Source organism: Flavobacterium aerium (assembly GCF_030766725.1).
Lineage (GTDB): Bacteria > Bacteroidota > Bacteroidia > Flavobacteriales > Flavobacteriaceae > Flavobacterium > Flavobacterium aerium.
Genome location: NZ_JARQWR010000017.1, coordinates 1 through 16979, shown reverse-complemented (window position 1 = coordinate 16979; position 16979 = coordinate 1). Strand labels below are relative to the sequence as shown.

General features: G+C 34.4%; 14 protein-coding genes. 9 read left to right on the top strand and 5 right to left on the bottom strand.

The window, feature by feature from the left end:
* From P6733_RS17500 to P6733_RS17485, 4 genes are all read left to right on the top strand, one after another.
* A partial coding sequence (locus P6733_RS17500; RefSeq protein WP_306354251.1) for a hypothetical protein occupies positions 1-2543 on the top strand: 2543 nt, incomplete at its 5' end.
* A gap of 247 nt (positions 2544-2790) precedes the next feature.
* On the top strand, positions 2791-4041 hold the full coding sequence (locus P6733_RS17495; RefSeq protein ID WP_306354250.1) for a site-specific integrase: 1251 nt from the start codon (positions 2791-2793) through the stop codon (positions 4039-4041).
* Between the two features lie 159 nt (positions 4042-4200).
* The gene (locus P6733_RS17490) at positions 4201-7239 is read left to right on the top strand and encodes an N-6 DNA methylase (protein ID WP_306354249.1); all 3039 of its coding nucleotides are present in this window, start codon (positions 4201-4203) and stop codon (positions 7237-7239) included.
* A complete protein-coding gene (locus tag P6733_RS17485; protein ID WP_306354248.1) occupies positions 7220-7948 on the top strand; it encodes a hypothetical protein in 729 nt (242 codons plus the stop codon). Before P6733_RS17490 ends, P6733_RS17485 begins: the two co-directional genes overlap by 20 nt.
* On the opposite strand, the gene P6733_RS17480 is transcribed toward P6733_RS17485, so the two are convergent.
* From P6733_RS17480 to P6733_RS17465, 4 genes are all read right to left on the bottom strand, one after another.
* Positions 7945-8226, bottom strand: a complete 282-nt coding sequence (locus tag P6733_RS17480) for a helix-turn-helix domain-containing protein (protein WP_306354247.1) — start codon at positions 8224-8226, stop codon at positions 7945-7947. The two genes, P6733_RS17485 and P6733_RS17480, sit on opposite strands and share 4 nt — an antisense overlap.
* On the bottom strand, positions 8223-8519 hold the full coding sequence (locus tag P6733_RS17475; protein WP_306354246.1) for a helix-turn-helix domain-containing protein: 297 nt from the start codon (positions 8517-8519) through the stop codon (positions 8223-8225). The genes P6733_RS17480 and P6733_RS17475 overlap by 4 nt, the downstream gene beginning before the upstream one ends.
* 100 nt (positions 8520-8619) lie before the next feature.
* Positions 8620-9003 carry a hypothetical protein gene (locus P6733_RS17470; protein WP_306354245.1) on the bottom strand — a complete coding sequence of 128 codons (384 nt, stop codon included), beginning with the start codon at positions 9001-9003 and terminating at the stop codon, positions 8620-8622.
* A 512-nt stretch (positions 9004-9515) separates the two neighbouring features.
* Positions 9516-10010 carry a DUF3408 domain-containing protein gene (locus P6733_RS17465; RefSeq protein WP_306354244.1) on the bottom strand — a complete coding sequence of 165 codons (495 nt, stop codon included), beginning with the start codon at positions 10008-10010 and terminating at the stop codon, positions 9516-9518.
* A 547-nt stretch (positions 10011-10557) separates the two neighbouring features.
* Between P6733_RS17465 and mobA the strand changes: the two genes are divergently transcribed.
* The gene (gene mobA / locus P6733_RS17460) at positions 10558-10992 is read left to right on the top strand and encodes a conjugal transfer protein MobA (RefSeq protein ID WP_306354243.1); all 435 of its coding nucleotides are present in this window, start codon (positions 10558-10560) and stop codon (positions 10990-10992) included.
* 4 nt (positions 10993-10996) lie between these two features.
* Positions 10997-12268 (top strand): conjugal transfer protein MobB, encoded by a 1272-nt coding sequence (gene mobB, locus P6733_RS17455; protein WP_306354242.1) that lies wholly within the window; start codon positions 10997-10999, stop codon positions 12266-12268.
* Positions 12269-12327: 59 nt separating this feature from the next.
* Here mobB and P6733_RS17450 read toward each other — a convergent pair whose 3' ends face one another.
* Positions 12328-12639, bottom strand: a complete 312-nt coding sequence (locus P6733_RS17450) for a hypothetical protein (protein ID WP_306354241.1) — start codon at positions 12637-12639, stop codon at positions 12328-12330.
* A gap of 350 nt (positions 12640-12989) precedes the next feature.
* On the opposite strand from P6733_RS17450, the gene P6733_RS17445 reads away from it, so the two are divergent.
* The 3 genes from P6733_RS17445 to P6733_RS17435 form a co-directional block, all read left to right on the top strand.
* The gene (locus tag P6733_RS17445; protein ID WP_306354240.1) at positions 12990-14363 is read left to right on the top strand and encodes a hypothetical protein; all 1374 of its coding nucleotides are present in this window, start codon (positions 12990-12992) and stop codon (positions 14361-14363) included.
* A gap of 13 nt (positions 14364-14376) precedes the next feature.
* Positions 14377-14928: a DUF6705 family protein gene (locus P6733_RS17440; RefSeq protein WP_038699428.1), complete on the top strand. Its 552-nt coding sequence runs from the start codon at positions 14377-14379 to the stop codon at positions 14926-14928.
* Between the two features lie 529 nt (positions 14929-15457).
* Positions 15458-16979: DUF6531 domain-containing protein (locus P6733_RS17435; RefSeq protein WP_306354239.1), on the top strand; the 1522-nt coding region annotated here is incomplete at its 3' end.

The following is a 16979-nucleotide window of genomic DNA, read 5'->3' as shown; positions in this document are numbered from 1 at the left end:
ACACTCGATTCATTATGAAAAACAATATCTGTTTATTTTTCTTGATTGTACAGGCTTTTCTGTATGCACAAGACAACACACCCCCACAATTACCAAAAATATTTCCACCATCACCGGATGTTGCTTCATTGGGTAAATTTGGTGATATACCCGTAGGCTATTATACCGGCGTACCAAATATTTCTGTACCCATGGTTACACTACAAGGAAAAGAACTCTCCATTCCTGTCTCAATCGCCTATCATGCAGGAGGAGTAAAAGTGAATGAGATTGCTTCTCGTGTCGGTATAGGTTGGGCCATAAATGCGGGAGGAGCCATCAGTCGTAGTACTCGTGGAATCCCAGATGACAAAGGAATGGGCTATCTGTACAATACAGCACATATTAATTATTTACTATCAAATCCATCTGCAGTAGATGATCCACAAGCTAAGGGCTATCTTGAGACTGTAAGTCAAGGAAATGAGGATTTAGAATCTGATATTTACAATTATAATTTTATGGGCTATAGTGGTAAATTCTTCTTCAACAATACAGGAGAAATTATTATGCATCCTTATGATAATGTTCGATTCACTCCTGTGAAAAATGGTCTTACAATTATTGGTTGGAAAGCCGTTGTAAAAGATGGCACTATTTTTTATCTGGGTGTTTCCAAAGATGGTTTACGCAAAGCCAATGATACCTCTACCACCTCTACTATGTCTCAAATAGGCGGAACTAGTTTTTCATTACCCTTTATGAATCCTAATTTCACGGACTTCATTACGACTTGGCAATTGATGGATATTGAAACAACCAAAGGAGAATTAGTTTCTTATGAATATGGCAGTAATGCCATTGAATTTTGGAGCCTAGCTAGTCAAACTAATATTTTGAAAAGTTCAATAGGTCAAATGCCTACAGGTTTTGCTAGACCCTTAACCTTTTCTTCCAATAGTGATGTAACCCACCGTATTGTCAAAATTAAAAATGATTTGGGATACATTAACTTTGAGTATAATCTGGCTCGTGTTGATTTAAAAAACGATGTAGCCCTTACCGCTGTAAAACTGTTTGATAACAGTAATACTTTGATCGATCAATACAATTTGAGTTATGATTATTTTGTAGCAACGCAATTACAGGGTCTTAGTGGTTTTAATATGGAAGATTTAGACCAACGAAAATACCGTCTGTATCTAAAAAATGTCACTCAGAGCAAAAATAACCTCACGAATAACAAATACGAATTTACCTATAATACAGCACAACAACTACCCGACCGTTTATCGTATTCTCAAGATTTTTGGGGATATTATAATGGGCAGCCCAACAACTTTTATTATCCATCCATACAGTATGTTCCTGTAGATGGAAATAGTCCTGATTTATCCGAAGACAATAATACAATTGTAACCAGTCAAGGAGGAAATCGAAAAGTATATCCAGACTATGCTAAAGCCTGCATTTTAACAAAGATTAAATACCCTACGGGTGGAACAACCGAGTTTGAATTCGAATCGAATCGCGTTATTGGCGATAAAAACTGGTTAATAACCACTACTGAACCGGAGATGGTTTCTGTTTATGGTTTTATGTCATATACCGCACCTCCAGGAGAAGTTCAATTGAACATCCCTATTCCAAATCCTGAAAAATATATCGGTGGTTTGACTTTATCCTATAATTTATTACATAATTGTAGTAATTCGAATGCATTTGATTGTCCTAAAATACGAATTTACAAAGCCAATAATATTGATTTTACAGATGTATTCATATCAACAACAAGCATATATGGTGAGAAGAAAATAGATTTAGCACCCGGACAAACCTCTCTTAGAATCGAAGTATCCGGTTATGGAATTGGTATAGCAGGTAATCCTATTAATCATATTAATTTTTCAATCAATGGTCATAAATTAAAACCCGAAGATGAAAATGGTGCTTTAGCAGGTGGATTAAGAGTGAAAAGAATCATTAATAAAAATACTGATCAAACTACCCTTACCAAAAAAAGATACGAGTACAATCAATTTGATAATCCTACTAAATCCAGTGGATTAGGAATGAATTTACCCGTCTTTATGGCCTATTCAAAACTTATGCAAATTATCGTAAATCCAAATAATGTACAGTATATTTATGCTAATATAATTAATGCCAATCCAATATTTCCTTTAACAAATGGGAGCTCCTACTCTGCTGGTTATACTAATGTAACAGAATACAGTGAAGGAGCAGGTTCACAAGGAAAAACAGAGTATACCTTTATGTTTATGGCTGATCCAAATACTGGAAATGTTTTTAAAGAATATTCCCTTCAAGCCCCAACCACAGATTATTCTCATCGTAGGGGAGCATTACTTAAAAAAAGTGTTTTTTCAAGCAATAACTCAACTTATAAACTCCTTCAGGAAACCATTAATGAATATGTTGGTACAGATTATGGAAATAATACCAGTACTAATCTAGTCTCAGAAAATATTTCAAATATAAAATTTAATCTAAAACAGTATAATAATCTAGCCGCTCCTTTTTATAAAATAAATTTTCAGTAAATATACATCAAAGATTAAAAACAGGTAAAACGGTTGTAAATAAAGACTTTACAGCCGTTTTATGATTTTTTGGTAATGAGGTAAAAAGCAGTAAAAAGCGAGGTTTGGCAAAAGTAAGGTTACTAAAACGTTACTTTTTAAAATAGAAACCAATATATTTAAAGTATTGTATTTCAGCTTTCTGCATAGTTTTTCATATTGTTCCGTAGCTCACATAAGTTTAATTTTATCATTAAGAATTGTGAGTATGGAAACGACAAAAAAATCAACGTTTAAGGTATTGTTTTACCTTAAAAAGAATGCCCCGAAGAAAAACGGAAAGGTTACGGTCATGTGCAGGATTACCGTAAACGGCAAGCAGTCTGCATTCAGTACCAAGTTGGATATTTCCGCAACAACTTGGGATTTGAAGTACGGCAGGGTTTTGGGCAAGAGCCGAGAAGCCCAAGAGGTAAACGGCAAGCTTGATAAAATCCGTTTGGGTATCGAGGAATGCTATTCCAAAATTCTGAAGAACGAGGGAGCTGTAAACAGTGCAAAACTTAAAAATGACTTTCTCGGTATGGAAAGCGGAGAACTGACTTTTTTCAAGTTCTATGAACAGTTCCTTTCCGATTATGAGAAAAAAGTAAAAAGTGGGCTTCGGGTAAATGGCACACGCAGTAAGTACAGAACACTTTTAAAGCACCTTCGAAATTTTGCACTGACAAAATACGGTTACTCTGATTTATCATTCAATGACCTTACACCTGATTTTGTGCAGGAATTTAATTATTACCTGCGTGACGACCAAAGCTTGACCCATAACACTATTTGGCTGTATATGATTGGATTTACCACGCTTTGCCGACTGGCAATGAGCAGAAAGCATCTTGCTTTCAATCCGTTCAGCGAATACAAGAATACCAAAAAGGACAAAGACAGAGGTTATCTGCTACGAAATGAGTTAGAACATCTTGTAACGTTCAACTGCGAGAAAAAGAAAGATGAATTGGTTAAAGATTTGTTTGTTTTCAGTTGCTTTACAGGGCTTTCCTATTCCGATATGAAAGGGCTTAGAAACAGTAATATTCAGGATTTCTTTGATGGCAACCAGTGGATTATTGTACGCAGAAAGAAAACGGCAACATCATCAAACGTTATGCTCTTGGATATTCCGAAAATGATTATTGAGAAATATGCAGGGTTCTCAAAGGACGGAAAGGTATTTCCCGTACCATCAAATACAATTTGTAATGACAGCCTAAAGCGGATATCCCAACAAATCGATTGCCTTAAAGAAAAGAAAGTAACCTTTCATTTAGCACGTCATACCTTTGCCACGTTATTTTTAAGCGAAGGTGTTCCGCTCGAAAGTTTAAGCAAAATGTTAGGACATAAAAACATTGCCACCACACAGATTTATGCCAAAATTCTCAACGAGAAAGTTGGTAAGGATATGCAAAAGGTATCACATAAATTTAAAGGATTGGAACAGTCTTTTGTATCTCAACTATAACTTTCATATTTTACTGTTAGATTTCTCATACTGTTTAAATAGCGTTTAAATACCATTTAAACAGTATGATATAACAACTTTATGAAAAATTTTCTGTAACTTTACCCTCGGTATATTTTGTGTTTTTTAATTATAATAATAAGATAATCAATGACTTATGTGAGTTTTTTTTCTAATTTAGGTTTTGACTTCAATGTAGATTTGAAGCCAAAGGCTATTGATATTGAGAAAGAAGCTACTTTATCTAAAAAACTTAAAAGTTCAGTTTTTTTTTATAAAAGTCCTAATAACACCAATACCTCTTTTTACCTTATTACTTCTTCGTTAGAACCCACAGAACTCGAACAGTTTAGAAAATATGTTTGGAATAAGAATGATGCTGATATAATTTTCTACTATCCTAATGATGCTGATGAAGTAAGAATGTTGTATGCAAAATATTCTCCTAAAGTTTCAAATAACGATAGTGTTTTAGAGGTCTTTTCACCTACTGAAAAAGATTTAGATACGATTGAAAAAATCAGGCACTGGCAGTTTGATAGTGGAGTGTTTTGGCTAAATTATCATTCGTTTATTGATAAAGCGAAGTATAAAGGAATTGATAAAGAATTAGTTGCTACTTTGAAGGCATTAAAAGAGCAATTAAGCTATCTTTTAACCCAATTAATTTCTGATGATAGTAAGAGAAATGAAGTAGTTCAGGCATTAATTGATAGAACACTGTACATTAAATACTTAGAGGACAATCATATTATTAACTCGTATTTTTTTAGTCATTATTTTAATGATGATAAACTTAATTACGAAAAGTTACTAGAAAACAATTCTAATACAGACATCAACAAGCTGTATAAAATCATTCACGAAATATTTAACAATGCACTTTTTGACCAGCCAACGATTGATGATAAGTATTTGACGAGTGAGGTACGTACACTGATAGCAAGCTCTTTTAATCACAACGTAAATACAGGTCAGTTAAGGTTGTTTGATTTTAGGTTTGATGTTTTACCTGTTGAGTTTATAAGTTACATTTACGAAGTCTTTTTGTCTGAAAAACAGAAAGATAACGGTATATTCTATACTCCAAAAAAATTAGCACAATTAATTGTAGATGATGTAATAAAAGAAGATAAAATAGGTTCGATTTTAGACCCTTCGAGTGGTTCGGGGATGTTCTTGATTACAGGATATCAAAGGCTTTTAGAAATAGCTCAAAAGCAGAATTTAGAGCCGAAAGATAGTATTGAAAAGATAAAGTATCGAACACAACTTTTGTCTGAAAATATATTTGGAATAGAAAAAGAATTAACAGCTCAGCGATTTACATTGTTCTCTCTTTCATTACAGATTTTTATTGGGATTAATCCTTCAGATATCAAAGAATTTATAGCAAAGGAACTAAAAGAGAGCAAAAAAATTAACCTTTTTTCAGAGTATTCGTTTTTTCAGAATATAAAACACGCTAATACGCTTAAAACCTCAGACAAACCTTTTGAAGACAAGGTGTTTTCGTATATAGTTGGAAACCCGCCATTTTTTGAAATACCTAATAAAGAGGAGTTTAAGAATGAAATATCTTTTCTGAATTCTTATCAGGTTGCTATTTCTGATGATACTAAAAAAGTGGCAAAGAACATCGTAGGCAAATCTCAAATATCTCAATGCTTTTTTTTGAAAATCAAAGACTGGAGCAATGAGAATACAAGATTTGGATTTGTTTCAAACAGCTCTAATTTTTACAATGATTATTCTGAGGTTTTTCAAGAGTATTTTTATTCCCACTATGGAATTGAAAAAATTTATGAGCTGTCAAGGGTAAAGAAGATTTTGTTTGAAAAGGCGAAAGAGAGCGTTGTAGCTATTATTTTTACAAATAATCTGGAAGATAGTATTATTGATTATTATCCTGTGGATTTGGGGCTGTTTTCAGAAAAACCCTTTGAATTACTTATAATTCAGGAAGACAAAGCAATTGAAATTGTTCAAAGCGAACTTAAAAACAAACAAATAAGACTAAGAAATTTTTTGGTAGGAAATCAATTTGATTTGGATTTTGTAAATAAAACTCATTTTCAAAATGATATTTTAGATAATCGTATTATCACTCTTGAAGGTTCTAAAAGCAAAATAAATAATGGACTTCAAATCGTAGGTAAAGAACAAATATTATCAGAGTTCAACATTTCGGATAGTGAATACAAAAAACTAACTAAAGAACAAAGAACAACCTATTCCAATAAATTCAAACAAAAATATACAAACACATCATATATTAAACAATTTCCTACTCCGTTATTAGAGCCTGGGGATCTATATAGATTTGGGTATAATAATAGCCCCAGAATGTACTTGGGAGATATTTCTAATTTTCAGAGAACAAGAAATAGTAATATTTATGCCCTTCCAAAAATCCTTATCAATAGGACAGGAAAAGAATTGAAAGCTACTGTTAGTTTAAATAAAATATTCTACAATTTTGATGTATATTCCATTTTTCCAAAAAAAAATGAAAACATCTATCTATATACAGCATTAATCAATTCACATCTTATTAATTATGTGATTGACCTGTCTTTTAGAAAAAGGGTTGACGGATCTTATACGAAGATAGGATATGATGCAATCTTGAATATTCCTGTACCGCGAGAACTAAATGAAGATATAGTAAAACAAATATCAGATATAAGTAAAGGTTTGTCGGAAGGACAGTGTGAATATATCAAAAAAGAAAAGAAATTGAATGAGTTGATTTATGATTTGTTCGATCTGTCATATTGGGAAAAGCAGAGAGTTAATGATTATTTTCTTCCAAAATCAAGAATTGGAAGAAAGAGAAATGCTTTAGACGGATATAAGAATACTTTAAAGGAAATAGTAGGATTTTATTTTGAAAGCTCAATAACCATTGAAGAAACCCCTACAGATTTCAATTTAATCGTTGTAAAAATATCCTTTAATAATAACTCCAATAGTCCTATTTCTACTAAAGCAAAGAAATATTTGCTTAATGAAATTTTTGAGCAAAACCCTAGTGCAAACTTTTTAGCAAGTCAGGAAAAAATTTTCGGGAAAGACTGTGTGTTCATCATTAAAGAAGATATAAACAGAAACTGGACGGAAACGAAAGCCTTTGAAGATGGGAAGGATATTTTAAAACGCTTAATACCTAATGTGAATGGAGAGGGAATACATTAGGATTAAGAAACCAGCACCATTACCATTCGATACTCGTCAACTAAAGACTTTAGATGATGAGTTTTGGAAAAAGTGGGTGTTTTATTATTTGCTTGACTTCTATAAGAATTATGATAGTGTTGAACTAAAGTCTAAAATTGAAGAAGAAAAGAAAAAGCAATATCCAAGGACTGAACGGGAAATAGCAAAATTTGTACGCCTCAAATTGAAAGCGAACAGAGAATTTGGTCTTAATTTTTCTGTGAAGGGAGAAGAAACTAATGATGAGGATGTAGAAGGTAATTATGACATTACCATTCATAATACATATTGGAAAAATCAAGACTTCTATTTTGAATGCAAAAATTTAGATGGTAGTAAAGATTTGGTAGATAAGTATGTTTGCTATAATACCTATAAAAAAAACGCTAACAATGAAAATATCTTCGATGGTGGAGTTTTACGCTATTTCAATGGAAAATATGCTCAAAATCTAACCTTTGGCGGAATGATTGGTTTTATTATAGATGGTGACAGTAATAACATAAAAACTGCAATTCTGAAAAAGTTAAGTGATAAATTTCTGATTTCTCCAGAGGGCGATTTAATTAGTACGAAGGATAAGTCAATAGAAGAAAATCCATTTACTTTTGACAGTCTGCATTTACGTCTGAATACAGAATTTACAATACACCATTTGCTTTTTGATTTACTTCCCAAAAGTAGCTAGCGTTGGTAGTTACCTTCCAATACCTTTACAATATCGCTTTCACGAAACAAGATTTTCCGTTCGAGCTTGATAAACGGTATCAGTCCGTCATCTCTGTACTGTTGTAACGTCCGTTTGCTGATGTGAAGCATCTTGCAAACCTGTTCGCCTGACAGGTAGATTTCCCCTTTTAAAAGTGGGTGGAAATATTCCCTGATATACAGCAGTTCATTTTTGATACCTAGCACAGCTTCGAGCAGGGCAAGCATATCCTCGTTTGAATTTCCAATCTGTTTCATTTCTTTTGCTTTTTTAATGGTCGCTCTCCCTGCATCAATAATTCCACATCGGATAATCTGAAATAAGTCTTCCGATTGATTTGCGTTGCCCCAAGAATACCTTTTACCCTGTATGTCTGCAATGTCCGTTTACTGATGTTCAGCAACTGGCAGGCTTCCTGCTGATCTAGCCATTTCGTTGCCTGTTGCAACGCTTTGTAGGGTGCAGTGATTTCCTTAATCAATAGAGAAACTTCTTTTACTTCCCTATGCAGTGCCTTTAAAATCTGAATGTCTAAAACCGTTATTTCCATATCCACATCATTTAAACTTCGAAAATAAAAGCTATTCACATAGGTTATTGTAATGTTGCGTTCAGTGGCGGTATTTGGCGTGCGGATGCCAAATACTCGACTATAATCCTAACTTTGGATTGTTGTTTTTCGTGCGAGCCTGTTGCGCTTTGATTGTGTTGCCCATTCTCAAAGCAGGCTTTTTATTGACTTGTATAGCTTGATTGTTGTCAGCGTTTTTGTAATCCGTACGGATAACCGTTTTTGATGCACCTATCACGCTTTCGGGTTCGGTAGGTAGTTTTGGCGGTTCAGTACGATTGCTCCCGAACAGCTTGCCCCAATTTAGTAAACCTTTTGCTTCCCTGAACTGGCGTTTGAAATTGGCGATAAAATTGGAAATCGGGTCGCCCTGCTTATCAACCTGTATCAGGGAGCTACTCTCTTTTTTCTTGATTTGTTCTTTTTCTTTCTGCTCCTTGTCGGTTGTTACTTTTTGTGCCATAGGTTCAAAATTTTTCCCAATATAGAACACAGGTAAATGTGTTGTCTTGCTTTGGTAGTATTTGGCAGTATTTGGCTTGTGTTGGCACAATATAAATGGAAAGCAATCCTCAAAACACTTTAAATTTTCCTCGCAAAGCCTCTTCACATTTAAAAAGTTTTGTACGGATAAGGGAAAGCATACCAAAAACACCCAATACTTATCCCATACGTGTTTTTAGTAACCTTTCATTGATTGGAATGGGATTAAAAAAAGAACAAAAGATAGCAAAGATAAGGCGGACAGCCACCACACCACCCAACCAAAAGACTACGGCATAATGGCAGGACAAAATTAAGGTGGCTTCGCCGAGTTTTTTTTGTTGCCCTGCCACCCTTCGGGACTTATTCCGTTTCCTTTTGGTTTTTTCGCCTGTCCGCCTTGTTAAAATGGCTTTCTTTTTTTTCTGTTTTTTTGTTTTGAAAAATAGTTTTAAGAGGTAGCAACGCACCAAACCCGATACCGCACAACAATCAAAATAACGGTTTGTGCTTATCGTTGTAGATTTCGCTAATCAATTCCCCGAACTCCTGAAAGTGATATTCGATAATGTTGTCGAGATATGCATAAATCGTCAGCTTGTCAATGCCCATAACGTTGGTAAGCCTGTTAAACCTATCGTGGTGTTCCTGCCGAACATAGACAGATTTTCCTTTGCTTGCCGTTGTGGTCGGGATTTTAAAAAACTGTCCGCAGTAGTCCTCTTTGGTCAGCTTCTTTGGCTTGGAGGTCGTTTTTGGGGTATTTCTTACAGGCGGTTTGGGTTGTTGCATTTCAGTTTCCTCGGGTTCTTCCCCTGCAATTATGTTCATCAGTGCTTCCTCGTCTACTTCGGGTTTGACGAAATCTGCCCGATGTGTTACTGCCTGTTGTTCCGTCAAAGGTTGTTTCTTTTCATCAGTTAGGAAATTTTCAATAGAGAAATCCTCTTTTTCGGGTTGCATATTTTTGTTTTCTTCGTGTATCATATCTCTTATTTTTAATATTATATCCAATTAGCTGTTTGGTTAACTAAGCAATCAGCTGTACATACTGTTGCATCTATGTAACCAACTATTTACCTACATACCTGCATACACTGAACTGGCTAGTTCATTAACTCAAAAAAATGTAATTAGTCCGCATTCAATCACGCAGATTTGCTGTCAGGATTTATGCTGATTGGTTACATAGTTAAGGATATAAACAATCAGACAGCTAACCATATACAAAGAAAATAAAAGCAGTCCCAATACGTATAGAGGTGGCACTATTTGGCGTCCATTGGCTTTATTTGGCGTAATTGTAAGTGGTTGTTATTCAAATAGTCTTATCGAAATTTGTAATCGGAAGCGATGGTTTTTTTCTGCTAACTCCAATCCGTTTGCAAAACGGATTTTCTGAACTCCTGTTCAGAGCAAGTTATCTTTTGAGGTACTCGAAATGAATTTCGGCACCTCAAAAGCACTTGCCCTTGCAAGGGGCTGAAAACGGCTCCGAAGTCGCCCGTTTGTTTAAAATTAAAATGGATTTATTATGGAAGAGAAAAACAGAAAACAGATTAAAAAGACAGGGAGAAAACCGAAGATTGACCCTGCGGTACATCGGTATTCCTTTAACCTGAATGATGAGGACAATGCCAAGTTCCTTGCTCTTTTTGACCAGTCGGGAATGAAGATTACAGCACATTTTATTACAGCCTGTATCTTTCAAAAGACAGTAAAGACCGTAAAAATTGATATGGATGCAATTGAGTACCACGCAGGATTGACCAAATTTTTTGGACAGTTTCGAGGAATTGCAACCAATTACAATCAGCTTGTAAAGCTTTTGAACGCCAATTTTTCTGAGAAAAAAGCATCTGCATACCTCTACAAATTGGAAAAGGATACCACAGAAATGAAAGAATTATTACTTAAGGTTTTAATTCTTACCGAAGAATTTGAGAAAAAGCATCTAAACAAAGAGTAAGGAAATGATTGCAAAAATCGGAAAGGGAAGTAATATGTACGGTGCTATTTTGTACAATCAGCAGAAAGTGGAAAAGGAAAACGGAGCAGTTCTGCTCTTGAACAAAATACCCGACACAGTGAACGGCAGGTATTCCGTTTCGTATTTCAATCAGTGTTTTGAACCTTATCTGTCTGCCAATATCAAAACAGAAAAGATGGTTCGGCATATATCGCTGAACCCAGATCCTGCGGATAAGGTCAGCGATGAACAATTTAGCGAAATGGCTCAGGAATATATGGAGCGTATGGGCTACGGCAATCAGCCGTATATCGTTTTCAAACATACGGACATTGACCGCACACATATCCACATCGTTTCGACCTGCGTGAGAATTGACGGAAAGAAAATCCCCGATGATTACGACCATCCACGCTCAATGGCTATCTGTCGAGATTTGGAAACCAAATACAACCTGAACAAAGCCACTGAAAAGGATCAGAAACAAGCCTATAAGATTTTTAAGCCTGTAAATCATAAAAATGGCGACATCAAAAGTCAGATTGCTTTGGTAGTACGGCATCTACCAAAGTATTATAGCTATTCTACTCTGGGTAGTTACAATGCTTTGCTTTCTCTGTTCAACATCACAGCAGAGGAAGTCAAAGGAGAGCGGAACGGTCAAATCATAAATGGATTGGTCTATGTAGCGTTGGATGAAAACGGCAACAAGACAAGCAATCCTTTCAAAGCATCACTTTTCGGAAAAGATGCAAGAGTAACACAGCTTCAAAAACATTTTGAGCAGTCCAAAGAAAAGATGAAAACCAACCCTGCGAGGTCTGTTCTGAAAAACACAGTTGAACTTGCCATTCATACGACAAGCAACGAAACGGATTTTAAAAAGCAACTTGTAGAACAGGGTATTAATATCGTTGTCCGCAGGAATGGCAATGGACGTGTTTACGGAATTACATTCATCGAGCACGAAAACCGTAGCGTTTGGAACGGTTCACAATTAGACAGAAATCTGTCGGCAAACGTATTTAATGATTGGTGGAACGACGGAAACAAACCCGAACTAAAAATTCGGGGCATTTCTGCATCCAAAACCAATACAATAGACAATTTACCAACGAAAAACCTTTTTGAGTTTCTTATACAGGAAAACACTTCTTTTAATTCTGATTTAGGATTGTTCAGCTTGTTACCTGAAGTGCAGGGTGAGGATTACGAGGAAGAACAGTTTGCTGATCAGATCAAAAAAAAGAAAAAAAAACCTCCATTTCGAATATAGGACTCTTAGGTAATACAGTTATTTATTGATAACCGGCTTTTTATTTGGCACTGAAATATTTACTCTTTAGCTTTCTCTTTTTTAGAGGTTGTTCCAAAAATTTCTTGTGCCATTCTTGCTTCTTTTGAAAGCGGTTTCTTTTTGGTGTTCGCCCTGCGAATACTATCTGCAACTGTTTTGCTTCTTGTTATACTGTCAACAACTCTTTGATATTCTTTGCGGTCATTAGATTTACGGGCATTGGCCAACGCTTCATTTTCTCTTTTCATTTCTTTAACTTCTTTTAATTCATTAAAGATCTGTTTATCCTTTTTTTGAGCTGTTGCAGTTAATGTAAAAGCAGATAGTAAAATTAAATATACTGTTTTCATCTGTGTTTAGGTTTACGTTGTTATTGAAACATATTCAACAATTTATCAAATATAAATATTATCTCCTTACTAAAATCGGAACTATTACCAATTTGAATGCTATTATATTTCAGATACTTTCTACCGGTCTTAAAAGATAGAATTTCGATTCTTCAATTAAGAAAGGTCTATTTAGTAAGCAATTTAATTGGTAAACCCAAGAATGTACATATCAAATGGCTTCTGAGCTTCATGAAAATTACGGTAAAACCGTAAATCATTGATTATAAGGTGCATTTGTATTGAAAAGGTTTCCCTATTTTAAAATATTTCCCTATTTTGCCTAATAATATGAATAAAGATCTAGTGTTATGAGCGGAAAAATTTACTATTACCTATTGCTATTCCTATGTTTTATTTATAGTTGTAGTCATTATGAAAATGGACTGGAAGAAATTAAAAATACTAATTTAAAAGCCATTACTACAGTAAGCCTAGAAGAAGCCAAAGCTTACCTTAATCACAATAAACTTTTCAACACTGAAAAAAAAGCAAAAGAAGCAAAGGATACATTATCTACGATTTTTGTAACATTATTCCAAGACCAAATTAGTCATGAACCATTGATTAATAGTGATCAAAAAATAACGGTAATTCCAGCAGTAATTGCTTATCCAAAATATTACAGTAGAGTAATATTATTTAAAATGGAGAATGAGATTATTGCCCGTGTTTTTAGTATGCGACGTGACCAGAGTAGTACAGATGAAAACTTTACAGGAGTAATTCTTATTACTGATTTAGAAGGAAATTTCTCTAGTGGGTATAATGTGAAAAATGGTATTATCACACATCAATTAGTTTATAATACAAGAGAGCAAGGTAACAAAGGCGTTATTGGCTTTATACCAGATGATCCTATTGATGGTGGCATACTAGACCCTGTAAAAGTAGACGGAAGTACTTCACCTGCTGGCAATGGTGGCATTAGAGATGTATGGTTAGCTTATGGACCACTAACAGGGCCTAATTCAAATCCTTCTAATTCTGGATGGTGGAATTATGGCGGAAGCAGTGGCGGAGCAGGAAATAATCCTGAGGAAGCAGCAACGACCCCTTGTAAAGAGATGAAGAAGAAGGCAAATGATGCAGAATTCAAAGGAAAACTGAACGAACTAAAAGCAAGCCTAAACGTAAATTATGAAACAGGATTTTTAATGACTACAAATGGAACTTCTACTAGTTACGAAGCTATTGAGGGAAATTCTAATACACATGAAATAGAACTTTCACCAACAAGTCCTATTAGTGGATATATGCATACACATGTAGTAGGAGATTCTAAAACTGGTTTTTCTACATTTTCAATAGCTGATATAAAAGCCATTTATCAATTGTATCAAGGCGGTAATATCCAGAATACATCGACGTTTACCGCAACAGTCGTGTCCAGTCATGGCACCACATATGTCATGATGATTGATAATGCATCGACATTTAATAACTTTGGAAATGCAAGTTTTAGTAATAATACAGTTATGGAACAAATGGAAAATCTTTATGATTATGCATTTCAAAATATGTCCTTGGCTTTCAATGTAATTCAAGCACGTGAATTTGCTTTACTAACAGTATTAGAAGGCTCAGGGCTTAAATTAATGAAAGCAAATGCCGATTTTAGCCAATGGAATTCTATTAGTAAAGCAACATCAGGATTAAATATAGTTGTAAATAATTGTAATTAATAAAAAAATAGATATGAAAAAATATATAAGTTTAGTAATAGTGTTTTTATGCAGTAGTATACTACATGGACAAGAAAAAGTAATAATCCTCAAAAAAGGAGAGATTCCCGAATTAAAAAAGGGTGACTATTACAGATTTTCAGAACAGATGGAAAAAGAAAAACCTTTTGAAGGTGTTTGGGAATATAAAAATGGAAATGAAAATTTAATTATTAAAATCGAACAAAAAAAAACGTTTACTCCTAAATTAGAGGTTTTTTTTGATAATCCTCAACTTGATTACTATTATGAAAAAGGAAATGGAGAGATAATATCCAATAGTACGTTGGATGGTTATAGGAAAAGTGGTAGGACAATTGCCCAAAATATTATTAAATTTTCAACTTCCGATGTAATTAAAATGAAGACAATATATATCGAATTAGAATTATTAGGCAATAATCAAGCTAGAATGACACTAAATAATATTCCAGGAGGAATAACCGTTGTTTTACCGGGTGAATCAAAGCCAAAAAAAGATAGGGCTTTTTCAATCCCAACAGATATTATTTTAACAAAGAAGTAATTTAAAAAAAAAACGTTTGAATAATTATTATATATAATATTCATTTAGAGTAAGAAAGGCTTTTTCTTTTATAAACCTATTCTAATTGGGACATCCAAAATATACATACTAAAAATGTTAACTGGATATGGGTTGATTAAAGACCTTTGTAAGGTCAATGGGATGCCTTTATTATATTACTGTATGTATCTTGTTATCTGTAACACTTGGTCTGCGAACTAAAAATATTAGTAATATTAGCAACCAATAACATAAAGTTATCAAAAAAAAGAATTAAGTTTAACATTCTGTGATTGAGTTTTTTAGATAGATATCACATCGATTTTCACAATTGGTTATTAACCAAAAAGTAAATCCATTTTATCATTTTCATTGCTACAAGCTTTGCCAAAAATAGCTTAAGTATTGGGTTACAAGTTCACTGTATACCATTATATCGAATTAAATGAGAATAAAGATAAGAATCAGCATATAGGCTGAAAGTAAGCCTACCGGAGAAAAAAGAAAATGAATCTTAAAATACACGGTTATGTTGCTAACAAATAATCATTTTACCCCTGTAATTGGTATTGATTTACATTTCAATACATTACCACCTTTTAATCCGATACATCCCTACATTGGGATTGTAATCGACCCGATGGACTATATTCCTTTTATTGGTTCTTCGGTCAATGTAAATGGTGTACCCAGAGGTGTTACCGATACCGGAGGAAGAATCATAACCTTTATACACATTCCATTATTTACGGGGCCGTTTGCAATGATACCCGTAATTGGCCATGAATCCATGAACTTTTTTGGAAGTAAAGATGCCTATATGGAAGGACGTCGTATTAGTCCAAAAGGTTATATGGAAATGACGTGCAATGATATTGGGATTCCATTGAGTTTATCCCCTGGAAAAAAATGGTGGAAACCTATTCCATCCTTATTTGCACCCACAAGTATGAGTTTACCTATTCCAACGGGTAGGCCTGTGAATATTGCCGGCCCTTATGTCCCAGATTTAATGGGGATACTCATCAATATGGCAGCAGGATTGGGATTTGGTTTTCTAATGAAAAAATTCGGCAAGTTATTGAGTTCAATGCTAAAAAAACTAAATAAATTAGCCAACAAAGCGGCAAAAGGACCCAATCGATTGAGTAAATTTTTATGTAAACATGGTTTTGAACCCGTAGATTTAGTACAAGGAATAGTGTTTTCTGAAGTAATCGATTTCGAGTTGCCAGGACCTATCCCATTAGTCTGGGAACGTATTTGGAATTCAGATGCTTCCTATGAACATCAATTAGGACATGGATATCATTTTAGCTATAGCCTTGATTTAACCATTCATCATAGCGATGGATTTATAGGAGTTATGCTTCCGGATGGACGTAGTGCAGGATTTCCCCTTTTAGAAGAGGAACAAGAGTTCTACCATCGAATGGAACGATTAACCTTAAAAAGAATCGGGAATAATTATACCGTTTATAACCACAATTCACAATTAACGTATAGCTACGAAGCGGTTACGAATGCAAAATGTGTAGCAGTGAGCATCAGTAATGTAGCAGGCTTGGCTATACAATTACATTATGAAGGAACAGCACTTCATGGAATAACAGACAGCTGTGGTAGAGTTTTGACTTTTGATCTTGATGGGCAAAAGCGTATTATGGCGGTGTATTTACAAACAAAAAAAGGAAAAGAACTATTAGTTGGATACCGTTATAGTGAAGAAGGAGATTTGATTGCAATTTTGGATGCATTAGAAAAAGCAACAACAATTACTTATCACAATCATTTGATGGATTCCAAAACAGATCGCAATGGACAAACATTCTATTGGGAATATGATAAACAAGGACGATGCGTTCATACTTGGGGAGATGGAGGCGTTCTAGAAGGGCGTTTGGCCTATTACCCAGAATTAGGCTACAATGTGATTACCGATGCCTTGGGCAATGAAAGTATATACTATTATAATGAAGATTTTTTATGCACTCAAATTCAAGATGCATTAGGGAATTCTAAATTTTTCGAATACACCGATATGTTCGAAT